Below are 22,391 nucleotides of genomic sequence, written 5' to 3' on the forward strand. Positions count from 1 at the left end.
GGCCATCCCGGCTCTCAAGCGAAGCGGAAAGCCGCCATCCGGCGCTCCAGGCCCTGCGCCAGGCTGCGCAGCTGCTCGGCGGTCGCGGCCGACGACTCGGCGGCGCGGGTGTTCTCTTCCGACATCTGGGCGATGGTCTCGACCCGGCCGGCCACCTCGTGCGCCACCGACGACTGTTCCTGCAGCGAATTCGAAATCTCGCCGACCACCTCCACCACCCGCGCCGAGCCGGTACGGATCTGCGCGATGGCCGAGCCGGCCTGGCTGGCCAGGCTCATGCCGTCCTCGACCTGCCGCACGCCCTGGTCCATGCCCTTCACCGCGCCCAGCGTGCCCTGCTGGATGCGCGCCACCACTTCGGCGATCTGCCGGGTGGACGCCGTGGTGCGTTCGGCCAGCTTGCGCACCTCGTCGGCCACCACCGCGAAGCCGCGGCCCTGTTCGCCGGCCCGGGCGGCCTCGATGGCGGCGTTGAGCGCCAAGAGATTGGTCTGCTCGGCGATCTCCTTGATCACGCCGACGATGCTGCCGATGGACTCGGCTTCCTTGCCCAGGATGCCGACATCGCCCGAGGCGGAGCGGACCGCGCTGGCGATCTGCTCGATGCGCTCGACGGTACGGTCGATCACCTGGCCGCCTTCGGTCGAGTTGCGGCCCGAATCGGTGGACAGCTGGCGGGCATCGTAGGCGTTGTCGGCCATGTGGCCGATGCTGACGGTCAATTCCTCCACGGCCGCGGCCATGGCGGCGGCGGCGTGGCTCTGTTCGCTGGTGGAGCCGGCGACCTGGGCGCTGATGGCGGCGATATGGGTGGCGGCGGCCATCACTTCCTGCGCGCTACCGTATACGTCGCGCATGGTCTCGCCCAGCTTGCCGGCCAGCTCGCCGCCGCTGCGCGCGATCAGGCTCAGTTCGTCGCGGCCGGGCATCCGCGGCGGCGCGGTGAAGTCGCCGCCGGACATGCGCGCCATCTCCCGCGCCAGCATTTCGGCGCGCAGGGTCAGGTCGCGGGCGAAGCCGACGATCAGCCAGCCCACCAGCGCCAGCAGGACCAGGCTCACCGCCACCTGCCCGGCCAGCGTCCTCTGCTCCTCGGCGATGCGCGCCCCCAGCGCGTCGACCACGACGTGGCGCTGCATCCCGGCCTCGAAACGGTCGAGCACCGCCAGGGTCTGGCTCACCTGCTCGAAATAAGCCGCCGCATCCCGTCCGAGCCGGCCTTGCGCGATGATCTTGTCGTTGATCTCGCGGCCCAGCGCAGCCATGGCCTGCACCGCCCGTTCCCATTCGCCCCGCACCGTCCGGGCCAGTTCGGGACTGCGGTCGGCCAGCAGCTCCAGGTCGTTGTCGATATGGCGGATGCCGCCGGCCAGGTTCTGGTTCAGCAGGAGGTCCAGCCGGCCCCGCCTGCGTTCGTCGATGCCGGTCACCGCCATGGCGGCGATCGAGCCGCGGATCTGGCCCAGGCTTTCGCGCAACTGCGGCAACTGGTCGTTCAGGGTCACGATCATGAAATAGGCGTCGGCCTGCGGGTCGAGCAGCAGGCCGGTATCGCCGGCGACGTGGTGGCGAAAATCGTTGACCTGGCCGATCAGCCGCGTATGCGCGGCGAAGTTGTCCTCCGGCCGGCGGCTCCGCCAGCTCGCCTTGATGGCGTTCCACCCGCCGGCGATGGCCTGCAGCTTGTCGCGCCATTGCTCCGCGTCCAGCAGGGCGGTCCGGGCGGTCAGCCCGGCCAAGGCCTGATCGATCTTCCCGGCCGCATCGCGGGCCGCCGGCTCCAATGCGCGGTCGCCGCTCAGCACCACCGTGCTGGCTCCGCGGTGGAGCGCGATCTCCTTGGCCAGCGGAACGATCGATTCGATGTAGCGCATGCCGGCCAGCTCCTGTTCGTCGCGGGCGATGTCGCGATAGCTGCCGACGGCGTAATAGATCGCGAACGCCAGCCCGGGCAGGACGGCGAGCAGGGAAATCAGCAGGAACTTCCTGCGGAAACTGAGCGCACGCGACAGCGCGATGGCTGGGCGCAGGATGGCGTCGAACATGATGTCGTCCAATTCGGTGAACAGGCCGCGTCCCGGGTAGGCGGGAACGGACCTGTACGTTGAAGGGGCTCCGGATGACGCTCATCATCGGCCGGTACGCAACCGGCCGTAACTGGGCCGATGCCCAGCAGGCGCCTGGGGCGATCCCTAGTCGGCCCCGGCCGACTCAGCCGTACAGCGCCAGGCAGGACTCGGCCGGCAAGGGCCGCAGCAGGCCCCCGGCGGCCAGCGCTGCCGCCTCGCCCTCCATCCCGCCGTGCGCGACGTAGCGCGCCAGCTGGTCGAGCTTGGCTTGCGTCGCCTCGCGGTCGAACAGCGCTTCGAAGGCCTCGATCCGTTCCGCCGCGCCGAAGCCGCCGGCCGCCGTCTCCAGCGCCCCCAGCACCGCCAGCGGGCCGCAGGCCAGCATGGTGCACAGCTCCGCCAAGGCGGCGCGGACCAAGGCGCGGTCGGCGGCATCGAGCCGGCCGGCGTCGAAATGCGCCACCCCGGCCGCGTAGTGCAGCGCCTCGTCCTGGGCGATGCCGGCCATCGCCGCGGCGAGGCGCGCATCGGTCGCGTGGGCGGCCAGGCGCTGGTAGTGGTGGATGCCCCAGCCTTCGAGGATCACCTGCAAGAGGTAGGACTGCGCGTGCGGGCTGCCCTCGGCCACCAGCCGCTGCAGGAAGCGGGTGAAGGCGTCCGGCGGCGCCGCGCACAGCGCATCGCCGGCCAGCGTGGCGAGCCAGTGATAGTGGCGCGCCTCGTCGGCGGCGGTGAAGGCATAGACCTGCTTCTCCAGCGGATCGGCGCTGGCCAGCACCCGGCCGGCGCAGTAGTCCATCGCCGTGCGCTCGATGCCGAGCGCCTCGACCAGCAGGCCGGCGGCGCAGCGCGACAGCAGCGCGGCGCGGCCGGCGGCATCGGCGCCCGGCCACCAGGCGCTGCGATCGAGCCGGAAGAAGGCCGCCGGCCAGGCCTGCGCCAGGTCGACCGGCGCCGCGTCCTCGCCCAGCGGCGTGCCGGGCCGGCGCACGGCCAGCTTGCGGCAGACCTGCGCCAGCGTGCTCATGGCGCGCTCCCGAGGCCGAGCAGCTTGCGCGCCAGCAGCCGGTTGAGCGCGGCGTAGACGCGGCCCGGCAGCAGCGCCAGCAGCCAGCTGGCGGCCTGCGCGTCGCGGCCCACGGCGATGCGCAGCGGCGCGCCGGGCCGGCCGGCGGCGCGGACGAGGGCGGCCGCCACCCGTTCGGCCGGCTGGGCGCGTTCCGCCAATCGCGCGCGCAGTGCGGCGAAGCGTTCGCCGCTGGCGCGATACAGCGGCGGCAGCTCGTCGACGAAATGCATGTGGCGGCCGAAGCCGCTGCGGGTCGAGCCCGGTTCGACCAGGTGTATACGCACGCCCTGCCCTTGCGTTTCCAGCATCAGCGCCTCGCTCCAGCCCTCCATGGCGAACTTGGAGGCGCAATAGGCGCCCTGCCAGGCATAGCCGCTGCGGCCGAGGATGGACGAGACGTTGAGCACCGCGCCGCCGGCCGCGCGCAGCGCCGGCAGCAGCGCGGCGGTCAAGAGCGCCGGGGCGATCACGTTGGCGTCGAGCTGGGCGCGCCATTCGGCCTCGCCGAGCAGCTCGACCGGCCCGCTCTGGCCGTAGCCGGCGTTGTTGACCAGCGCGTCGAGCCGGCCGCCGTATTCCGCCGAGATCAGCCCTGCCACCGCGGCGCGGCCGGCCGCGTCGGCCGGGTCGAGCCGGACCGGGCGGATGCGCTCGCCGGCGGCGATGCGCTCGGGCGAACGGCTGGCCGCCAGCACCTGCCAGCCGGCCGCGGCGAAGGCCTGCGCGGCGGCGAGGCCGATGCCGCCGCTGGCGCCGGTGATCAGCACGAGTCGCGGAGAGGTGGAAGTCATGCGGCGTCCCAGTCGGCGAGCGGCTGGCGCTCGTAGTGGCGGATGAAGGCGATCACCGAGCGGTCGGCCACGGTGGGATTGCGGAAATCGAAGCGGATGGTCTGGAACACCCGGGTGTCGCCATGGGCGAAGTAGCGCGCGCCGAGCCGGGTCAGCGCCAGCACCGCGCGGTCGCGCAGCCAGCCCAGCGGGCCGGCGTGGCGCCGCGTCAGCGCCACCGACCAGCCCTCGGTCCTGCCCTCGGGCGTGCGGCGCAGCGCGAACAGCACGTGCAGGTGCAGGAAGTCCGGCCCGAAGCTGGCCACGCCGCAGTGGCCGTACCAGTAGGTGGTCTCGTAGTGGAGCGTGTCGCGGTAGAAGCGGCCGAGCAGCCGGCCCAGCCAGTGGTCGGCCGGCATGCGGCCGCGGTTGCGGAAGCGCAGCGTGTGGGCGTCCTGCTCCTCGACCGCCAGCGACAGGATGTGGCCAGGCAGCTTGTGCACGGTGCGGAAATGGTGCTCGTCGATGGCGTTGACCATCACCACGTTGGGGTGGCAGCCCTTGACGAAGCGGTTGCCGAGCCGGCTGCGGATCGGTCCGTCGGCCAGCTCCGGCGGCAGCGGCAGGAAGGGGCCGGGCGTGCGGCCGGGCCAGATCCAGATCAGGCCGTGGCGCTCTTCCACCGGCCAGCTCCGGGCCGCGATCGCGCCGCCGTCGCGGCCCAGGCAGGGGATATCGGAACAGCGGCCGTCGGCCTCGAAGCGCCAGTCGTGGAAGAAGCAGCGCAGGCCCTCGCCCTCGACCCGGCCCTCGGCCAGGTGGGCGCCCATGTGCGGGCAGTGGGCGTCGAAGGCGCGCACCTGGCCCGAGGCCGAACGCCACAGCGCCAGCGGCCGGCCGGCCAGCTCGACCGCGCGCACCTGGCCGGGCGCCAGCTGGTGCGAGGGCAGCAGCCAGTACCAGCCCTGCACCAGCAGCGGCCGGTTGAACCGGGTCAGGTCGGTCAGGCCGGACATGGCGCCTCCGCCGCGGCCATGCCGCGTTCGAACACGCGCCGCGCCAGCGGCCGCAGGTTGGCCGGCTCGAGCGCGCACAGGCAGCACAGCTCGTCGCCGCGCGCATAGCCGGGATTGCGCTCGAGGAAGAAGCGCACGGCGTCGAGCCGGCGCTCGCGGTCGTCGACCTCGGCCAGCTCGGCGCGCAGATGGCCCTGCGAGGCGGCGAAGCGCACCACGCCGGCGGCCGGGTCGTAGGCCGCGCCGAAGCGCTCGGCCGCCAGCCGTGCCAGCAGGCCGGCCTCGAAGCCGTCGGCGCCCTGCGACCAGTGCGGCAGGAAGCGGCGGGCGAAGGCCGGCAGGTAGCGATAGGTACGGTGGCCCTTGGAGATCAGGAACCAGTAGTGGCGCAGCTCGGGCCGCTCGGCCTGCAGCGCGCCGGCCAGCCGCAGCCAGCTGAACGCCAGCTCCTGCTCGCCCCAGTGCGCGCGCGCCACCACCGTGTCGCCCGAATACAGCACGCGGCAGGCCACGCCCTGGTGCTCCAGCTGCTGCAACTGCAGCGTGGAGAAGCCCTGCACCGTGCCGGCCGCGTCGCGCAGCAGCAGCACCCGGTCCTTGCCGGCCAGGTCGGCGGCGAAGCGCTCGGGCGTGGTGGCGGCGTAATGGCGCTCGAACACCGCGTACATGGCGGCGCGCAACCCGGCGTCGAGCTCGGCGGCGGCGTGCAGCTCGCAGTGCAGGCTCATGGCGCGGAGTTCCGCGAGCATGCTCCAGCGGCCGGCCTGGCAGGACGGACGTCAGGGCCAGTCCCGCGGCATCGGGCATGCCCGACAGCGATCCGAATCGGCAACTGTCTGTCGACCAGTCGGGTAGGTCGGGCCTCATGCCCGACAGCGATCCGTATCGGCGGCGCTGTCGGGCGTAAAGCCCGACCTACCGGGCATGGAACAGCCATCTTCATCGCGCCTCCTGTTCGCCGCCCGGGCGCGGCACAGCCATGACGGGCACCAGCCGGCGCGCGATCCAGGCTCCAAGCAAGGCCACCGCTGCACCGCCGGCCACATCGATGGCGCGATGCTGGCGGGTGGTCAGCACCGACAGCGCGATCGCCGCCGCCCAGGCCGGCGCGGCGACGCACCAGAGGCCGCCGCGGCCCATCAACAGGCCGGCCGCCAGCAGCGACAGCGCCACGTGCAGCGAAGGAAAGCAGTTGCCGGCCACGTCGAGCGCGTACAGCGCCTGCCAGCCGGCGGCGGTCAGCGCGTCGCCGCCGCGCATGGCCTGGCCCACCGTGGTCGGCCAGGCGACGAAGACCGCGCAGCTGGCCAGCGTGGCCGCCAGCATCGCGTAGTAGGCGCGCGTCAGCCGCGCGCTGCGCCATTCGAGCAGGAAGGCCAGCGGCAGCAGCAGGAACTGCGACAGGTAGAGCCACAGGCTGGCCGGCCAGTCGGGCAGCCAGCGGTCGAGCAGGCCGGCTTCGAGCTGGACGGCGCGGCCGCGGCCCAGCGCGTAGCTGCCGAGGTAGAGCGCGCAGAACAGCAGGTAGCCCAGCACCAGCGCCGGCAGGCGATTGGCCGCGGTGATCGCTGGCAGCCTCATGGCCGCACCCCGGCGCGCACCCGCGCCAGCTCGGCGGCATAGCGCCCGCGCAGCGCCAGCGCGGCGAGTTTCGCCAGCGCCGCCATCGCCCGCCAGGAGAACAGCGCATCGCGGCCGTCGACGTGGCTCGGCTCGTAGCGCGCATGGCCGTACTGGCCGAGCAGGTTGGAGGCCGGCACGCCGAGCAGCCACCACGGGTTCCAGGCCAGCAGCGCGGCCAGCGCCGAGCCGTACATGATCAGCACTGCGGCGACGTGCAGGCGGATATTGGCCGGGTGCTGGTGCTTCATCACGAAGATGTCCCAGTAGCGCGCCAGGCCGTGGTCGTACTGCAGGTCGTCGATGCGGTCGCGGTAGCGCCGCCGCACCGCGGCATAGCCCTCGACCGGGCTGCGCGGCCGCAGCAGCCGGCCGCAGCGCGCCTGGCCGAGCACGGGCAGCGGCTCGCCGTCGGCCACCACCTGGCGGCCGGCGATCCAGACCGCCCGCACCGGCGCAGCCGGGTCGCGGTTGACCATCCGCTCGGCGCCGCCGAGCACCGGATCGGCCATCAATTGCGGCTCGGCGCGCGACGCTGCCAGCGCAGCCGGGTCGAGCAGCAGCAGGTCGGCGCGGCGGCCGGGCGCCAGCACGCCGGCATCGAGGCCGAGCCAGGCGGCCGGCTCGCCGCTGACGCGGGCGACGGCGCGTTCGGGCGGCATGAAGCCGGTCTGCAGCGCCTGCCGCAGCAGCGACAGCGCGCCGTCGAAATAGGCCAGGTTGCGGCCGTGCGCGCCGGCGTCGGTGAAACCGGGCAGCACGTAGCGCTGCGCCATCAGCCGGCGCCGCACCGGCGCGCGGTTGTTGGCGCCGCTGGCGACCCAGCGCAGCGCGGTGTCGTGCACCGCCAGCGCGTCCATGAACCAGTCGAGCGGCGCCCTGCCCGCCTGCGCCGCCAGCTCGGCCATGCTGCGGCCGGCCCAGCCGGGCTCGGGCGCGGCCGCCACCCGGATGCGGGCGAAGTCGCGGTGGAAGGTCTTCACGCCGGGCCGCGTCCAGTCGGCGGCGAAACGCGCGCGGAAGCCCGGCGCGGCCCACAGCGCGCGCCGCTGCGCCGCGTCGCGCGCGTTGTTCAGTTCGACGCCGCTGGCGAATTCCTCGAACAGCGGGGTGATCGGACCGTCGCTCCACAGCGTGAACGGCTCGGTCAGGGTCTGCATGCGCAGGTTGTTGCCGGCCACCTTGTTGTAGAACCACAACAGCGGTGCGTAGAGCCGCCACAGCCAAGGCACGGTGTCCAGGTCGAGCGCCGACAGCAGCGTCATGCGCAGCGGCGGCCGCCGCGGGCCGCCCCAGCCGAGCTTGAGGATGTGCCAGACCGAGCGGCGCGATCCGGGATTCGGGGTGACCTGGAACACCGCGTCGCGGCGGCGGCAGACCTCGGCCAGCGCGGCGTACTCGGCGTAGTCGGCATGGTGCGAGGGCAGCGCGCGGCCGGCCCAGGCGCCGTGCACCTTGTGCCAGTGCACCATGTCGACCGACAGGCCGCAGAAGCCGGCCGCCAGCGCGGCGTCGGCCGTGGCGGCCATGCGGGCGATCTCGCCGGCCGTCGCCGGCCCGGCCAGGCTGCGCGCCAGGCCCATCTCGGCCAGCCGCAGCGCGCTGTGGCCCAGCAATACCGCCACATTGGGGCCGAGCGGCAGGCGGTCGAGGTGGTCGAGATAGTCGGCCGGGCTGCGCCAGTCGACCGCGCGTTCGAGCCAGGGCCGGATCAATTCGGCCGGCAGCGTCTCGACGCGCTGGAACACGTCGGCCAGATCGGCCGGCGCGCCGCAGGCGACCGACAGGCTGCAATTGCCCATCAGCACCGTGGTCACGCCGTGGCGCACCGATTCGGCCAGGCCGGGCGCGACCTCGACCTCGAGGTCGTAGTGGGTGTGGATGTCGACCAGGCCCGGCAGCAGCCACAGGCCTTCTGCGTCGATCACCTGTCGCGCCGGCGTCTCGCCGTCGGCCGCCAGGTGGACCACCACGCCGTCGCGCACGCCGACCGCCAGCCGGGCCGGCGGCGAGCCGCGGCCGTCGTGGACCAGCGCGTTGCGGATCAGCAGGTCGAGCATCGTCGGTTGCCTGGCCGGTTGTGGTAAAAACGAGGCCGATTATGCCAGCACGCCGTGGCGCAGCCGCAACGCGCGCCGCTGCGGCGCTCCCGGGGAAGCACGGAATACCGATGAACAAAGCCCTCAAGTACACCCTGATCGGCGGCGGCAGCTTACTGCTGCTGGCCGGCGCCGCGGCCGCCTACATCGCCGCCACCTTCGATCCCAACGCGCTCAAGCCGCAGATCGAGGCGCTGGTGAAGGAGAAGAAGCAGCGCACGCTCAAGCTGGCCGGCCCGATCTCGCTGTCCTTCTTCCCCGGCATCGGCGCCAGGCTCAGCGACGTGACGCTGTCCGAACTCGCTTCGGACACCACCTTCGCCCACGTCGGCCAGGCGCGCGTGTCGCTGCAGTTCTGGCCGCTGCTGCACAAGAAGGTGGTGGTCGACGCGGTCGAACTCGACGGCGCCGAGGTGCGCCTGCTGCGCGACGCCAAGGGTGCGTTCAATTTCGCCGACCTGCTGGACAAGCAGCCGAAGGAGCCCGACGCGCCGGTCGACTTCGACGTGTCGAAGATCCGCGTCAAGAACGTGCGCGTCGACTTCGACGACCGGCAGGGCAAGCGCCGCATCGTGCTCGACAAGGTCGCGCTGTCGGCCGACGGGCTGAACCCCGAGGGCGCCCGCAACCTCGACCTGTCGGCCGAGGCCACCTTGTCGGCGCCGCAGCTGGCGGCCAGGCTGGCGGTCTCGCTCGACAAGCTGGAGATGGACCGCGAAGCCGGCCGCTTCCTGCTCGACGACCTGGCCGCCGCGGTCGAGGGCAAGCTCGGTGCCGATGCGCTCAAGCTCAAGCTCGATGCGCCGCGCGTGTCGGTGGCCGGCGAATCGGCCGAGGCCGACGCGATCGAGCTCGACGCCGCGCTCGACGGCCGCGGCCGCAAGCTCGACGCCAAGCTCAAGCTCGACGGCCTGTCGGGCGACAACCAGCGGCTCGACGCCAAGACGCTGTCGGTCGACGTCGATTTCAGCCAGCCCGGCCAGGCCGCCAAGCTGCAGATCGCCAGCCCGCTGGCGGTGGAGCTGGACAAGCTGGCGGTCGACCTGGGCCGGCTGACCATCAAGGGCGAGGTGACCGGCGGCCCGGCCAAGGCGGCGCCGGTGGCGCTCGACGGCCACCTGTCGGCCGGCATCGAGGCGCAGACGGTCGACACCGCGCTGTCGGGCAAGCTCGACGGCGCCTCGCTGGTGCTGACCGCCAGCGTCAAGGGCTTCGCCCTGCCGGCGATCCGCTTCGACCTGAAGGCCGACGCGCTCGACCTGGACCGCTACTTCCCGCCCGCGCCCGCCTCCGCCGAGCCGGCCCAGGCCGCCGCCAAGCCGGCCAAGGTCGACCTGTCGCCGCTGCGCGCGCTCGACCTCGACGGCCGCGTCAGCGTCGGCCAGCTCAGGAAGGCGCCGCTGGACGCGCGCGACGTGCGGCTGGCGGTGCTGGCGCGCGGCGGCATCATCAATGTGCCGGTGGCCAGCATGAAGGCCTTCGGCGGCGACGTCGCGGCGACCGCCACCGCCACCGCGACCGCCAATCCGCGCATCGTGCTCAAGCCGCGGCTGAACAACGTCGACATCCACGCGGTGCTGGCGCAACTGGCGCATTTCGACCGGCTCGAAGGCCGCGGCACGGTCGACGGCGAGCTGGCCGTGCAAGGCCCCGACACCGCCGCGATGAAGGCCAGCGCCGACGGCACGCTGCGCGCCCGCCTCAGCGACGGCGCGCTGCGCGGCATCAATATCGGCAAGGTGCTGCGCGACGCCAAGGCGACGCTGGCCAACTTCCAGGGCGGCCAGCAGACGGTCGCCAGCAGCGCCGGCGAAAAGACCGACTTCACCGAGCTGACCGCGACGCTGCGGCTCAAGGACGGCGTGGCGCACAACGACGACCTCGCCATCAAGTCGCCGCTGATCCGCGTCGCCGGCGAGGGCGAGGCGGACCTGGTGCGCGAGACGCTCGACTACCTGGTGCGCGCCAGCCTGGTGAACACCAGCAAGGGCCAGGACGGCAAGGACCGCGCCGACCTGCACGGCCTCACCGTGCCGGTGCGGATCAAGGGGCCGTTCGCCCAGCCCGGCTATTCGCTCGACCTGACCGCCGCGCTGAAGGACAACGCCGGCGCCAAGATCGAGGAGAAGAAGCAGGAAGTGAAGGAGCAGCTGAAACAGAAGACCGACGACGCGATCAAGAAGGGGCTGCAGAAGCTGTTCAACTGACGGTGGCCGAGTGTCGGCGGTCGGCCGCATCGACAGGCCGATCGGAGGGCCAAGGTGGTAGGTCGGAATTCAATTCCGACAGCGCCCTGTCACCCATCGCTGTCGGAATTGAATTCCGACCTACGGAAACCCCGTCCAGCTCAGCCGGGACTCCGGTCGGAGCCCGGGCCGGCGGCCGAAGCTAGATGTAGCCGAGCAACAGCAGGATGACGAGGATCAGCACGACCAGGCCGACGCCGCCGCTGGGCCCGTAGCCCCAGCTTCCGCTGTACGGCCAGGCGGGCAGGCTGCCGATCAGGATCAGGATCAGCACGATCAGGAGGATGGTTCCGAGGGTCATGTCGTTCTCCGGCTTGGATGAGTGCACCATCCAAAGCGAAAGCCGTGCCGACCCGCCGAGCCCGCTGCGCCGCGGCCCGGGCCCGGCGCACTGCCCCGCATTTGCACCCGGTGCTGTAACTCTTACCCGTCCGCGTAGCGGACGGGGGTCCGCGCAGCGGACGGGGGCCGCGCAAGCGGACGGGGCACAGAAAGCCGACCGGGCTCGCGAATGCAGCCGGAAGGATCGCGAAAGCGAGAGCCAGGCCTCCGCGGCTGCGGACGAGAGACCGCCTCGGTGGGCAGGAGCCCGCTGGCGACCGCCGCGGCGGACGAAACGCCCGCCGCGCGGCCTCGCGGTCACCCTGCCCGCAAATTGTCCGGCCTGCGCACGCAACAATCGGGCGCCGTACCGGTCAGCCCTTCATGTCCAATCCATCGCCGCTTGCGTCGCCCCGTGCCGCGGCGGTCGGTGCGGCACCGCGATACGCCGCACCTCCCGGAAAACCCAAGAGCCCAACCATGGCCGAAGCCCGCATGACCGCCACCGAAGCGCAGACCTTCCAGCGCATCCTGTCCCGCAATTTCAGCCTGCCGATCACGGCCGGCACGCTGTCGGCAGCGATCTTCGTCGCACTGATCTACTACCTGGTCACCACCCTGGGCTGGGTCGAGCACAGCAGCAAGGTGATCGGCCAGGCCTACTACAGCAACAAGCTGTTCGTCGAAGCCGAGACCGGCCTGCGCGGCTACGTCATCACCGGCCGCGACGGCTTCCTGCAGCCGCACCAAGACGCCAAAACCCGGTTCCCCGCCTCGCTCGCCGCGCTGCGCCGGCAGGTCAGCGACAACCCGGTCCAGGTCGCCCGCCTGCAGCGTATCGAGAACCTGTACGGCAGCTGGAACGCCTATGCCGCCGACGTGCTGGCCGCCGAGCGGCAGGGCGCCGAGGCGCTGGTGCGCTCCGAGCGCGGCAAGCAGATCGCCGATGCGCTGCGCGACGAGTACCAGGGCTTCGTCCGCACGGAGGAAACCCTGCGCGCCGAGCGCAGCAGCCGTGCCAGCGACGTCGCCATCGCCGCGGTGATCGCGGTGCTGATCCTGATGGCGCTGCTGGGCGGCATGCTGATCGTCACCGGCCGGCGCCAGCTGCTGCAGCTGTCGGGGGCCTACGCCGAGGCGCTCGAGCGGCAGGCGCTGCAGAACGAGGCGCTGCAGCAGCAGGACTGGCTCAAGACCGGCCAGGCCGAGCTGGCCGGCCAGCTGCTCGGCCAGCAGCCGGTGTCGCAACTGTGCGAGCGCTCGCTCGGCCACGTCGCCCGCTACGTCGGCGCGGCGGCCGGCGCGCTGTACTTCTGCGCCGACGAACTGCTGTTCCGGCGCGAGGCTTCCTACGCACTCGACGCCGATGCCGACGACGAGCGCGCCGAATTCGCCTGGGCGAGGGCCTGGCCGGCCAGGCCGCGATCGATGCGCGCCTGCTGCGGCTGGACGACGTCCCGCCCGGCTACCTGGCGGTCAGCTCGGCCCTGGGCCGCAGCGAGCCGGCCCACCTGCTGATCGTGCCGCTGCTGGCCGACGGCACGGTGATCGGGGTGCTCGAGCTCGGCCTGCTGCACCGGCCGACGACGCGCGAGGAGACCTTCCTCACCCAGGCGGCCGGCACGATCGGCATGGCGCTGAAGGCGGCGCAGTACCGCCACAGATTGCGCGAGACGCTGGAGGAGACCCAGCAGCTCAACGAGGAGCTGCAGACCCAGCAGGAAGAGCTGAAGACCGCCAACGAGGAGCTCGAGGAACAGTCGCAGGCGATGCGCGAGGTGCAGCTGCGGCTGGAGAACCAGCAGTTCGAGCTGGAGCAGAACAACGCCCGGCTCGACGAGCAGGCGCAGCGGCTGTTGCAGCAGCGCGACCACCTCGACGCGCGCAACCAGGCGCTCGACGCCACCCGCTCCGAGCTCGAGCGCAAGACGCGCGAACTGCAGCGGCTCAGCGAATACAAGAGCGAGTTCCTCGCCAACATGTCGCACGAGCTGCGCACCCCGCTGAACAGCGCGCTGATCTTCGCCCGCCTGCTGGCCGACAACCCGAACGGCAATCTCGACGCCGAGCAGGTGCGCTATGCCAGCCTGATCGCCGCCGCCGGCAGCGACCTGCTGAACCTGATCAACGACATCCTCGATCTGTCGAAGGTCGAGGCCGGCATGCTCGAAGTCCACCCCGAGCCGACCCTGATCCGCGAGGTGGTCGACCACACCGCCGCGCCGTTCCGCTCGCTGGCCGAGCAGAAGCGGCTGCATTTCGAGACCAAGATCGACGCCGAGGTGCCGCGGCTGATCGAGACCGACGGGCTGCGGCTGCGGCAGATCCTGAAGAACCTGCTGTCCAACGCGATCAAGTTCACCGAGCGCGGCTTCATCCGGCTGCAGGTGTGGAAGGTCGAATCGGGCGTGGCGTTCGAGGTGCTCGATTCGGGCATCGGCATCCCGACCGACCAGCAGGAGACGATCTTCGAAGCGTTCCGCCAGGCCGACGGCGCCACCAACCGCCAGTACGGCGGCACCGGCCTGGGCCTGTCGATCTCGCGCGACCTGGCGCGGCTGCTGGGCGGCCAGATCCAGCTGCGCAGCCGGCCCGGCGAGGGCAGCAACTTCGTGCTGATCCTGCCGCTGGCCATGCCGCCGCGGCCCGCGGTCGGCGGCACCGAGACGCTGAGCGGCACGCCGGACGCGGCAACCGGTCAGCGCACCGAGACCGTCGCCGAGGCCGAAACGCCTGTCGCCAGCCCGCCGCTTCCCGTTCCCGCGCCGCCACCGCCGCCGCGCGAGGCCGGCCGCCATTTCGCCGACGACCGCGACGCGCTGCCGCCGCAGGGCCGCACCATGCTGGTGATCGAGGACGACACGCCGTTCGCCCAGGTGCTGGTCGACCTGGCGCACAGCCACGACTTCCACTGCCTGGTGGCGCTCAACGCCGCCGACGGCCTGCTGCTGGCGCGCCAGTACCGGCCCGACGCGATCCTGCTCGACATGAAGCTGCCCGACTGCTCGGCATGACGGTGCTCGAACAGCTCAAGGAAGACCCGGCGACGCGGCATATCCCGATCTACGTGGTGTCCGGCGTCGACCGCAGCGATACCGCGCTCTACATGGGCGCCTTCGGCTACCTGGTGAAGCCGGCCGAGCAGCAGGCGCTGCAGGCCATGTTCGACCGGCTCGAGCGCAAGCTGGCGCAGAAGATCAAGCGGGTGCTGGTGGTCGAGGACGACCCGCTGCAGCGCGAGAGCATCCGCCTCCTGATCGGCGGCACCCAGGACGTCGAGATCGTCGACGTGGCGCTGGCCGAGCAGGCGCTGGAGGCACTCAGGCAGCAACCGTTCGACTGCATGGTGATGGACCTGAGCCTGCCCGACATGCCGGGCCACGCGCTGCTCGCACGGATGGGCGAGGAACCGCTGCGCGCCTTCCCGCCGGTGATCGTCTACACCGGCCGCAACCTCGGCCGCGACGAGGAGGAGATCCTGCGGCGCTACTCGCAGTCGATCATCATCAAGGGGCGCGCTCGCCCGAGCGGCTGCTGGACGAGGTGACGCTGTTCCTGCACCAGGTCGAGACCGAGCTGCCGCCCGAGCGGCAGAAGATGCTGCGGGTGGTGCGCAACCGCGACAAGGCGCTCGAGGGCATCCGCGTGCTGCTGGTCGACGACGACGTGCGCAACGTGTTCGCGCTGACCAGCGCGCTGGAATCGCACGGCGCGATGGTCGAGATCACCCGCAACGGCCGCGAGGCGGTCGACTTCGTGCAGGCCCGCGGCGAGACGCTCGACGTGGTGCTGATGGACATCATGATGCCGGTGATGGACGGCTACACCGCGATCGCCGAGATCCGCAAGGACGAGCGCTTCCGTCACCTGCCGATCATCGCGGTCACCGCCAAGGCGATGAAGGACGACCAGGAGCGCTGCTTGGCGGCCGGCGCCAACGACTACCTGGCCAAGCCGGTCGACCTCGACGGCCTCCTGTCGCTGGTGCGGGTCTGGGTGTCCAAGCCGAGGCGGCCGCGATGATCGAGGCGCCGTCGGACTTCGACATCGAGCTGCACCTGCTGGTCGAGGCGATCTACCTCAAGTACCGCTACGACTTCCGCGACTACGCGGTGTCGTCGCTGCGGCGCCGGGTGCGCCACGCGCTGGGCCAGTTCGGCTGCGCCACCGTGTCGGCGCTGCAGGAGCGCGTGCTGCACCAGCCGGAGACCTTCACGCGGCTGCTGCAGCTGCTCACCGTGCCGGTCAGCGAGATGTTCCGCGACGCCGCCTACTTCCTCGCCGTGCGCGAGCAGGTGGTGCCGATCCTGCGCACCTATCCCTCGCTCAAGGTCTGGGTGGCCGGCTGCTCGACCGGCGAGGAGGTCTACTCGCTGGCCATCGTGCTGGACGAGGAAGGCCTGCTCGAGCGCAGCGTGATCTACGCTACCGACATCAATCCGCACACGCTGGAGCGCGCCCAGCAGGGCATGTTCCCGCTCGACCGGATGCCGCTGTACGGCGACAACTACCGCAAGTCGGGCGGCCGCCGCGCGCTGTCGGACTACTACACCGCCTCGCAGCGCGCCACGCTGTTCAGCAAGGCGCTGCGCGAGCACATCACCTTCGCCGACCACAGCCTGGCCACCGACAGCGTGTTCTCCGAGACCCATTTCATCTCCTGCCGCAACGTGATGATCTATTTCAACCGCCAGTTGCAGGACCGCGCCATCGGCCTGTTCGCCGATTCGCTGTGCCACAAGGGCTTCCTCGGCCTGGGCCAGCGCGAGACGGTGCAGTTCTCGGCGCATGCCGCGCGCTTCGAGGTATTCGACAAGCCGGCGCGGATTTTCAGGAAGAATTGAGATGACGAGCGACACAGCTCATTTGCGAGCGCCGCGAGGCTCCCTCTGGCCTACCCCGCAAAGTCTGCGACTTTACGGGGGACCGCCTACGGGGGACCGCCTGCGGGGACCGCCTACGGGGGCCCCGGCGCGGCGAGGGCGGGGGGAGTGGGGATAGATCGAGGAGGCTCGATGTTCGAGAACGAATTGACCGCAAACGCCCGGCTTTGCCGGATGCTGCGACATAGGCCGATCCCCGCGATCGACCGGAATTCATGAAGGGCCGCCCGTGCCGTGGACCGGAACGATCGAAGCCGTAGTGATCGGCGCCTCGGCCGGCGGGGTCGACGCGCTGCTGGCGCTGCTCGGCGCGCTGCCGGCCGCCTATGCGCCGCCGATCGCCATCGTGCTGCACCTGCCGCGCGAGCATCCGAGCGCGCTGGCCGAGGTGCTCGCGGCGCGCACCGGCCGCCCCACGGTCGAGGCCGAGGACAAGATGCCGCTCGAGGCCGCCACCAGCTATGTCGCGCCGCCGGGCTACCACCTGCTGATCGAGCCCGAGCGCAGCTTCGCGCTGAGCCTTGACCCGCCGGTGCACTACTCGCGGCCGGCCATCGACCTGCTGTTCGAATCGGCCGCCGAGGCCTACGGCAGCCACCTGGCCGGCATCCTGCTGACCGGCGCCAACGAGGACGGCGCCGACGGCCTGGCCCACATCCGCCAGTGCGGCGGCCTGACCCTGGTGCAGGACCGCGCCGAGGCCTATATGGCCACCATGCCGGCGGCCGGCCTGCGCTACGCCGACGCCGAAATGCCGCTGCGCCGGCTGGCCGAGACGCTGGCCGCGCTGGCCCGGCCCAGCCGGCCGGCCGTGCGATGAAGAGGAGAAAATCCCGTGGATAACGGCGAGAAGACCAAGCTGCTGCTGGTCGACGACAAGCTGGAGAACCTGCAGGCGCTCGAAGCGCTGATCGGCCGCGCCGACGTCGAGATCCACAGCGCGCTGTCGGGCGAGGCCGCGCTCGAACTCCTGCTGTGCCACGAGTTCGCGCTGGCCATCGTCGACGTGCAGATGCCGGGCATGGACGGCTTCGAGCTGGCCGAGCTGATGCGCGGCATGGAACGCGTCAAGCAGGTGCCGATCGTGTTCGTCAGCGCGATCGGCAAGGAGACCAACTACGCCTTCAAGGGCTACGAGAGCGGCGCGGTCGATTTCCTCCACAAGCCGCTCGACGTCCACGCGGTGCGCAGCAAGGTCAACGTCTTCTTCGACCTCTACCAGCAGAAGCGCACGCTGCGCGAGCAGCTGATGGCGCTGCAGAAGATCCAGCTCGAGCAGGAACTCCTGCTGGCCGAGTTGCAGAAGACCCAGACCGAGCTGCAGATGGCGGTGCGGGTGCGCGACGAATTCCTGTCGATCGCCGCGCACGAGCTGCGCACCCCGCTGTCGGTGCTCAAGCTGCAGATCCAGATGCGCGAGCGCAGCCTCAAGCGCGGCGACATGAGCGCCTTCAGCCCCGAGATGATCGAGCGCAGCGTGCAGCAGGACCGCCGGCTGGTCGAGATCCTGTTCCGCCAGATCAACGAGATGGTCGACATCGCCCGCATCCGCGCCGGCAAGCTCTACCTGAGCCCGAGCCGCTTCGACCTCGGCGAGATGGTGCGCGAGATCGTCGAGCAGTTCGCCGACCAGTTCGCCGCCTCGGGCTGCGAGGTGAGGCTCGAGGCCGACGAGGCGCTGCTGGGCAAGTGGGACCGCTTCCGGCTCGAACAGGTGCTGATCAACCTGCTGACCAACGCGATGCGCTATGCCCAGGGCAAGCCGGTCCACGTCAGCGTGCGGCGGCGCGGCAGCCGCGCCGGCTTCAGCGTGGCCGACGCCGGCCCCGGCATCGACGCGGCCGACCAGGAGCGCATCTTCCAGCAGTTCGAGCGCGCGGTGCCGGCGCTGCAGGGCGCGGGCCTGGGGCTGGGCCTCTATATCGCGCGCAAGATCGTTGAGGGCCACGGCGGCACGATCCGGGTGCAGAGCCGGCCGGGCGCGGGCGCGACCTTCACGGTCGAGCTGCCGATCGAGGCGGCCGAGCAGGCCGAGGCGCTGCCGGCGCCGGACGAGACGCGCAGCGCCGGCTGAACGGTCCCGGCTGGACGGCCCGGCCGGGCTGTTACCATCGCGGCCATGGACAAGAGCTGGGACATCTTCTGCACCGTCATCGACAACTGGGGCGACGCCGGCGTGTGCTGGCGGCTGGCGCGGCAGATCGCCGCCGAGCGCGGCGAACCGGTGCGGCTGTGGATCGACGACCTCGCCCCGCTCGCGCTGCTGCGCCCCGGCGCCGACCCGCAGGCCGGGTCGCAATGGCTCGACGGCGTCGAAGTGCGGCGCTGGGCGGCGCCCTTCCCCGAGGTCGCGCCGCACGCGGTGGTGATCGAGGCCTTCGCCTGCGATCCGCCCGAATCCTTCCTTGCCGCCATGGCGGCCCGCACGCCGCGGCCGGTCTGGCTCAACCTCGAATACCTGTCGGCCGAGGCGTGGGTCGAGGGCTGCCATGCGCTCGGCTCGAAGCACCCGCGGTTGCCGCTGCGGCGCTGGTTCTTCTTCCCCGGCTTCACCGCCGCCACCGGCGGCCTGTTGCGCGAACGCGGCCTGCCGGCGCGGCGCGAGGCCGAGCGCGCGGCGCAGGCCGGCGATGCGGCGGAGCTGGCCGTCTCGCTGTTCTGCTACGACAACCCGGCCCTGCCGGCGCTGCTCGACGCCTGGCGCGACGGCCCGCCGCTGACGCTGCGGGTGACCGAGGGCAAGGCGCGCACCCAGGTCGAGCGCTGGCTGGGCGAGCCCTTCGGCCCCGGCGCCACGGCGCGGCGCGGCGCGCTGACGCTGAGCGCCCTGCCCTTTCTCGACCAGGACGGCTACGACCGGCTGCTGTGGCGCTGCGATCTCGATTTCGTCCGCGGCGAGGACAGCTTCGTGCGTGCGCAATGGGCGGCGCGCGCCTTCGTCTGGCACATCTACCCGCAGGACGACGATGCCCACCAGGCCAAGCTCGATGCCTTCCTGAAGCGCTACCTGGCCGGCCTGCCGGCCGGGCCGGCGGCGGCGCTGAACGATTTCTGGCAGGCCTGGAACCGCGGCGACGGCCCGGCTACCGTCGCCGCCTGGCCGGCGCTGCGGGCGGCGCTGCCCGCGCTCGAGGCGCATGCGCGCAGGTGGGCCGCCGAACTGGCCGGGCAGCCCGACCTGTTGGCGCAAATCGTTGAATTCGTGGATGAAAAACGAGGTGAAGCGTGAGAGGGAATACAGCGTGAAACGTGCAAAGCGAAAGGTGAAACGTGGAGCAGCCGCCGCGCGGCGGGCTTCGAGTGCGGCAGCGCCGTCCCCCGTTTCACGTTTCGCTCATGCCGCGCAGCGGCGAATCACGTTTCACGCCATGGCGGCCGCGCTGGCGCTGGCCGGCTCCCGCCGGCTATAATGCCGCGTTTTTTCAAACGCTTACCTTTTCCAGCAGGACACCCGAATGAAGATCGCCCAGGAACTCCGCGCCGGCAACGTCGTAATGATCGACGGCCAGGCCATGGTGGTGCAGAAGACCGAGTACAACAAGTCCGGCCGCAACGCCGCCGTCGTCAAGATGAAGCTCAAGAACCTGCTCACCGGCGCTGGCGCCGAATCGGTCTACAAGGCCGACGAGAAGTTCGAAATCATCGTGCTGGACAAGAAGGAGTGCACCTACTCCTACTTCGCCGACCCGATGTACGTGTTCATGGACACCGAATTCAACCAGTACGAAGTCGAGAAGGACAACCTCGGCGACGCGATCAACTACCTGATCGACGGTATGGAAGATGTCTGCGAAGTGGTGTTCTACGACGGCCGCGCCATCTCGGTCGAACTGCCGACCACCATCGTCCGCGAAGTCGAGTACACCGAGCCGGCCGTGCGCGGCGACACCTCGGGCAAGGTCATGAAGCCCGCCCGCCTCAAGGGCACCGGCTACGAACTCCCGGTCTCGGCCTTCATCGAGATCGGCGACCTGATCGAAATCGACACCCGCACCAACGAGTTCAAGAAGCGCGCCTGATCGGTTAGTGGGGCACGTTGAAAAGGGCAGCCAGAGGCTGCCCTTTTTGCGTTGGCGCGTCCCGAACCCGCGGCTCTCGCTGGAACGCGTGAAACGTGACTCGCCGCTACGCGGCATGAGTGAAACGTGGTGCGGCGCTGCCGCACTCGAAACCGCCGCGCAGCGGCTGCTCCACGTTTCACATTTCACTTTTCACGTTTCACCTGTTCCCAAAGCACATACCTGTTCCGCCCGGCCCCGAGTCCCGCCGCCAGCGCCAGCAGCGTCAGCGCGCCGAACCAGGCCGCCACCGCATGCCAGCCGTGCGTCCACTCGTGCAGCAGGCCGACCAGCAGCGGCCCGAGCGCGGCCAGCGTGTAGCCGCCGCCCTGGGCCATGCCCGACAGCTCGCCGGCGACGTGGGCGTCGTGCGCGCGCAGCACGATCAGCGTCAGCGCGATGCTGAAGGTGCCGCCCTGGCCCAGGCCCAGTATCGCCGCCCACAGCCAGACCTGTTCGATCGGCGCGTAGACGCAGCCCAGCAGCCCCGCCAGCGTGAGCGCCAGCACCACCGCGATGGCGGCGCGCTGGTCGCGGCCGCGGGTGGCGAACCACGGTCCGGTCAGCGCGGTGACCAGTTGCACCAGCACCGACAGCGACATCATGAAGCCGGCCGCCAGCGCGCTCATACCGCGGTCGGCCAGGATGGTCGGCAGCCAGCCGAACACGCAGTAGGACAGCGAGGACTGCGCGCCCATGTAGATCATCACCTGCCAGGCCAGCGGATCGCGCCACAGCCCGCGCACCCGCGGCCGGGCCGCGCCGAGCGCGCGGTGCTGGCGCAGCTGCGGCCACCAGGCGGCGGCCGCCAGCAGCGCCGGCAAGGCCCAGAACGCCAGGCCCCAGCGCCAGTCGCCGCCGGCCAGTTGCTGCACCGGCACGGTGAAGCCGGCCGCCAGCGCGGCGCCGAGGCTCAGCGCCATGGTGTAGAGCCCGGTGACCGGGCCGACCTTGTGGGCGAACTCGCGCTTGACGATGGCCGGCAGGATCACGTTGCCGATGCCGATCGCGGCGCCGGCCATCACCGTGCCGAGAAACAGCCCGGCCACCCCGGCGAACGGCCGCAGCAGCAGCCCGGCCATCAGGATCGCCAGCGCCAGCAGCACCGTGCGCTCGCCGCCCAGCCGCCGCGCCAGCACCGGCGCCAGCGGCGCGAACAGGCCGAGGCAGAGCACCGGCAGCGTGGTCAGGAGGCCGGCGGCGGTGGCCGACAGGCCCATGCCGTCGCGCACCACGCGCAGCACCGGCGCGATGCTCGACAGCGCCGGCCGCAGGTTGAGGCCGACCAGCACCATGCCCAGCAGCAGCACGACGGCGGCGCGCCGGTTCGATCGGGTCTCGGCGCTCATCGCTCGTCCCCCAGCCGGCCGCGCAGCACCTCGAGCATCGGCGCGATCACCGCGCGCGCCGCCTCGGCCGCCTCCGCCGCGTCGCCGGCCTCGATGGCGTCGACGATGCGCGCGTGCTCGGCATGGCCCGGCTCGGGCAGCGTGGTATCGCGCAGGGTGGTGCCGAGGTGATGCGCCAGGCTGACCGAGAAGAAGCCGTACAACGCCGCCAGCGCGGCATTGCCCGAGGCGTCGGCGATGCGGCGGTGGAAGCGCACGTCGTGCTCGATGAAGTCCGCCATGCCCTCCTCGCGGCCCTCGGCACGGTCGCCGCGCGCCGGCAGCAGCGCGCGCAATGCGGCCAGGTCGGCCTCGTCGCGCCGCAATGCGGCCAGCCGGGCGGCCTCGACTTCGAGCAGGCAGCGCAATTCGAGGTGCTCGCGCAGCGGCGCGCGGCTCAGCGCCAGCATCGCCCGGCTCGGATCGACCCGGCTCAGCACGTAGGTGCCGTCGCCCTGGCGCGCTTCGAGCATGCCGGCCGCGACCAGCACGCGCACCGCCTCGCGCACGGTATTGCGGCTGGCGCCGGTCAGCTCGACCAGCTCGGGCTCGGTGGGGATGCGGCTCATCAGCGGCCAGTCGCCGGCCTCGATGCGGGCGCGCAAGAGGTCGGCGACCTGGTCGGTCAGCGAGCGGCGGAAGACTTTGCTGTCGGTCATGGCAATCAATTCACCCAATCATCGAATCATCCTAAGATTTTAATCATCGGATGATCGCGATGGCATCGGGTTTACCGAAACCCGCGGTGCACGACTTGCCGCTTCACATGCCAGCCCGTAGGTCGGGCTTTATGCCCGACTGCAGCCCCGATTCAACGGACGCTGTCGGGCGTAAAGCCCGACCTGGCGATCG

At 71.4% G+C, this 22,391-nt stretch carries 20 protein-coding genes; 10 read left to right on the plus strand and 10 right to left on the minus strand.

Annotated features, from left to right (window positions below; translation table 11 throughout):
- Positions 1-14: 14 nt before the first annotated feature.
- From H9L41_RS12585 to H9L41_RS12615, 7 genes are all read right to left on the minus strand, one after another.
- Complete coding sequence (locus tag H9L41_RS12585) at positions 15-2,045, minus strand: methyl-accepting chemotaxis protein (protein WP_028446995.1); 2,031 nt, start codon at positions 2,043-2,045, stop codon at positions 15-17.
- A gap of 166 nt (positions 2,046-2,211) precedes the next feature.
- Complete coding sequence (locus H9L41_RS12590; RefSeq protein ID WP_028446994.1) at positions 2,212-3,096, minus strand: ferritin-like domain-containing protein; 885 nt, start codon at positions 3,094-3,096, stop codon at positions 2,212-2,214.
- A complete protein-coding gene (locus tag H9L41_RS12595) occupies positions 3,093-3,929 on the minus strand; it encodes an SDR family NAD(P)-dependent oxidoreductase (RefSeq protein WP_084300459.1) in 837 nt (278 codons plus the stop codon). Before H9L41_RS12595 ends, H9L41_RS12590 begins: the two co-directional genes overlap by 4 nt.
- Positions 3,926-4,924: a Rieske 2Fe-2S domain-containing protein gene (locus H9L41_RS12600; RefSeq protein ID WP_034607419.1), complete on the minus strand. Its 999-nt coding sequence runs from the start codon at positions 4,922-4,924 to the stop codon at positions 3,926-3,928. Before H9L41_RS12600 ends, H9L41_RS12595 begins: the two co-directional genes overlap by 4 nt.
- Complete coding sequence (locus H9L41_RS12605; RefSeq protein WP_051319186.1) at positions 4,912-5,652, minus strand: hypothetical protein; 741 nt, start codon at positions 5,650-5,652, stop codon at positions 4,912-4,914. The genes H9L41_RS12600 and H9L41_RS12605 overlap by 13 nt, the downstream gene beginning before the upstream one ends.
- A gap of 211 nt (positions 5,653-5,863) precedes the next feature.
- Positions 5,864-6,505 (minus strand): phosphatase PAP2 family protein, encoded by a 642-nt coding sequence (locus tag H9L41_RS12610; RefSeq protein WP_051319185.1) that lies wholly within the window; start codon positions 6,503-6,505, stop codon positions 5,864-5,866.
- Entirely contained in the window at positions 6,502-8,604 is a 2,103-nt protein-coding gene (locus H9L41_RS12615; protein WP_084300458.1) for an amidohydrolase family protein, read from the minus strand. The genes H9L41_RS12610 and H9L41_RS12615 overlap by 4 nt, the downstream gene beginning before the upstream one ends.
- Before the next feature lie 110 nt (positions 8,605-8,714).
- Here H9L41_RS12615 and H9L41_RS12620 point away from each other — a divergent pair, with 110 nt between their 5' ends.
- A complete protein-coding gene (locus H9L41_RS12620) occupies positions 8,715-10,850 on the plus strand; it encodes an AsmA family protein (RefSeq protein WP_028446993.1) in 2,136 nt (711 codons plus the stop codon).
- Between the two features lie 181 nt (positions 10,851-11,031).
- On the opposite strand, the gene H9L41_RS12625 is transcribed toward H9L41_RS12620, so the two are convergent.
- Positions 11,032-11,190 (minus strand): DUF3309 family protein, encoded by a 159-nt coding sequence (locus H9L41_RS12625; protein ID WP_034607418.1) that lies wholly within the window; start codon positions 11,188-11,190, stop codon positions 11,032-11,034.
- Positions 11,191-11,690: 500 nt separating this feature from the next.
- On the opposite strand from H9L41_RS12625, the gene H9L41_RS25750 reads away from it, so the two are divergent.
- From H9L41_RS25750 to efp, 9 genes are all read left to right on the plus strand, one after another.
- Positions 11,691-12,728: a CHASE3 domain-containing protein gene (locus H9L41_RS25750; protein WP_308419506.1), complete on the plus strand. Its 1,038-nt coding sequence runs from the start codon at positions 11,691-11,693 to the stop codon at positions 12,726-12,728.
- Positions 12,635-14,224: an ATP-binding protein gene (locus H9L41_RS25755; protein WP_308419664.1), complete on the plus strand. Its 1,590-nt coding sequence runs from the start codon at positions 12,635-12,637 to the stop codon at positions 14,222-14,224. Before H9L41_RS25750 ends, H9L41_RS25755 begins: the two co-directional genes overlap by 94 nt.
- Positions 14,221-14,757 carry a response regulator gene (locus H9L41_RS25760; RefSeq protein ID WP_308419507.1) on the plus strand — a complete coding sequence of 179 codons (537 nt, stop codon included), beginning with the start codon at positions 14,221-14,223 and terminating at the stop codon, positions 14,755-14,757. Before H9L41_RS25755 ends, H9L41_RS25760 begins: the two co-directional genes overlap by 4 nt.
- Entirely contained in the window at positions 14,754-15,233 is a 480-nt protein-coding gene (locus tag H9L41_RS25765; protein WP_308419508.1) for a response regulator, read from the plus strand. The genes H9L41_RS25760 and H9L41_RS25765 overlap by 4 nt, the downstream gene beginning before the upstream one ends.
- A complete protein-coding gene (locus H9L41_RS12635) occupies positions 15,230-16,054 on the plus strand; it encodes a CheR family methyltransferase (RefSeq protein ID WP_028446991.1) in 825 nt (274 codons plus the stop codon). Before H9L41_RS25765 ends, H9L41_RS12635 begins: the two co-directional genes overlap by 4 nt.
- A 268-nt stretch (positions 16,055-16,322) precedes the next feature.
- Entirely contained in the window at positions 16,323-16,913 is a 591-nt protein-coding gene (locus tag H9L41_RS12640; RefSeq protein WP_028446990.1) for a chemotaxis protein CheB, read from the plus strand.
- A 15-nt stretch (positions 16,914-16,928) separates the two neighbouring features.
- A complete protein-coding gene (locus H9L41_RS12645; RefSeq protein WP_051319183.1) occupies positions 16,929-18,167 on the plus strand; it encodes a hybrid sensor histidine kinase/response regulator in 1,239 nt (412 codons plus the stop codon).
- 45 nt (positions 18,168-18,212) lie between these two features.
- Complete coding sequence (gene earP, locus H9L41_RS12650; protein WP_028446989.1) at positions 18,213-19,322, plus strand: elongation factor P maturation arginine rhamnosyltransferase EarP; 1,110 nt, start codon at positions 18,213-18,215, stop codon at positions 19,320-19,322.
- Positions 19,323-19,548: 226 nt separating this feature from the next.
- Positions 19,549-20,112 (plus strand): elongation factor P, encoded by a 564-nt coding sequence (efp, locus tag H9L41_RS12655; protein ID WP_028446988.1) that lies wholly within the window; start codon positions 19,549-19,551, stop codon positions 20,110-20,112.
- A gap of 185 nt (positions 20,113-20,297) precedes the next feature.
- Here the strand turns inward: efp and H9L41_RS12660 are convergent, their stop codons facing one another.
- Both H9L41_RS12660 and H9L41_RS12665 read right to left on the minus strand, forming a co-directional pair.
- Complete coding sequence (locus H9L41_RS12660; RefSeq protein WP_051319182.1) at positions 20,298-21,500, minus strand: CynX/NimT family MFS transporter; 1,203 nt, start codon at positions 21,498-21,500, stop codon at positions 20,298-20,300.
- A complete protein-coding gene (locus H9L41_RS12665; protein WP_034607414.1) occupies positions 21,497-22,198 on the minus strand; it encodes a FadR/GntR family transcriptional regulator in 702 nt (233 codons plus the stop codon). The genes H9L41_RS12660 and H9L41_RS12665 overlap by 4 nt, the downstream gene beginning before the upstream one ends.
- Between the last annotated feature and the right edge of the window lie 193 nt (positions 22,199-22,391).

The sequence above is a fragment of the Chitinimonas koreensis genome (assembly GCF_014353015.1).
In the GTDB taxonomy this organism is placed as follows: Bacteria; Pseudomonadota; Gammaproteobacteria; order Burkholderiales; family Chitinimonadaceae; genus Chitinimonas; species Chitinimonas koreensis.

Coding starts and splice junctions, on each gene's coding strand:
- H9L41_RS12585 (WP_028446995.1), bottom strand. CDS start 2,045: ATGTTCGACGCCATCCTGCGCCCAGCCATCGCGCTGTCGCGTGCGCTC.
- H9L41_RS12590 (WP_028446994.1), bottom strand. CDS start 3,096: ATGAGCACGCTGGCGCAGGTCTGCCGCAAGCTGGCCGTGCGCCGGCCC.
- H9L41_RS12595 (WP_084300459.1), bottom strand. CDS start 3,929: ATGACTTCCACCTCTCCGCGACTCGTGCTGATCACCGGCGCCAGCGGC.
- H9L41_RS12600 (WP_034607419.1), bottom strand. CDS start 4,924: ATGTCCGGCCTGACCGACCTGACCCGGTTCAACCGGCCGCTGCTGGTG.
- H9L41_RS12605 (WP_051319186.1), bottom strand. CDS start 5,652: ATGAGCCTGCACTGCGAGCTGCACGCCGCCGCCGAGCTCGACGCCGGG.
- H9L41_RS12610 (WP_051319185.1), bottom strand. CDS start 6,505: ATGAGGCTGCCAGCGATCACCGCGGCCAATCGCCTGCCGGCGCTGGTG.
- H9L41_RS12615 (WP_084300458.1), bottom strand. CDS start 8,604: ATGCTCGACCTGCTGATCCGCAACGCGCTGGTCCACGACGGCCGCGGC.
- H9L41_RS12620 (WP_028446993.1), top strand. CDS start 8,715: ATGAACAAAGCCCTCAAGTACACCCTGATCGGCGGCGGCAGCTTACTG.
- H9L41_RS12625 (WP_034607418.1), bottom strand. CDS start 11,190: ATGACCCTCGGAACCATCCTCCTGATCGTGCTGATCCTGATCCTGATC.
- H9L41_RS25750 (WP_308419506.1), top strand. CDS start 11,691: ATGGCCGAAGCCCGCATGACCGCCACCGAAGCGCAGACCTTCCAGCGC.
- H9L41_RS25760 (WP_308419507.1), top strand. CDS start 14,221: ATGACGGTGCTCGAACAGCTCAAGGAAGACCCGGCGACGCGGCATATC.
- H9L41_RS12635 (WP_028446991.1), top strand. CDS start 15,230: ATGATCGAGGCGCCGTCGGACTTCGACATCGAGCTGCACCTGCTGGTC.
- earP (WP_028446989.1), top strand. CDS start 18,213: ATGGACAAGAGCTGGGACATCTTCTGCACCGTCATCGACAACTGGGGC.
- efp (WP_028446988.1), top strand. CDS start 19,549: ATGAAGATCGCCCAGGAACTCCGCGCCGGCAACGTCGTAATGATCGAC.
- H9L41_RS12660 (WP_051319182.1), bottom strand. CDS start 21,500: ATGAGCGCCGAGACCCGATCGAACCGGCGCGCCGCCGTCGTGCTGCTG.
- H9L41_RS12665 (WP_034607414.1), bottom strand. CDS start 22,198: ATGACCGACAGCAAAGTCTTCCGCCGCTCGCTGACCGACCAGGTCGCC.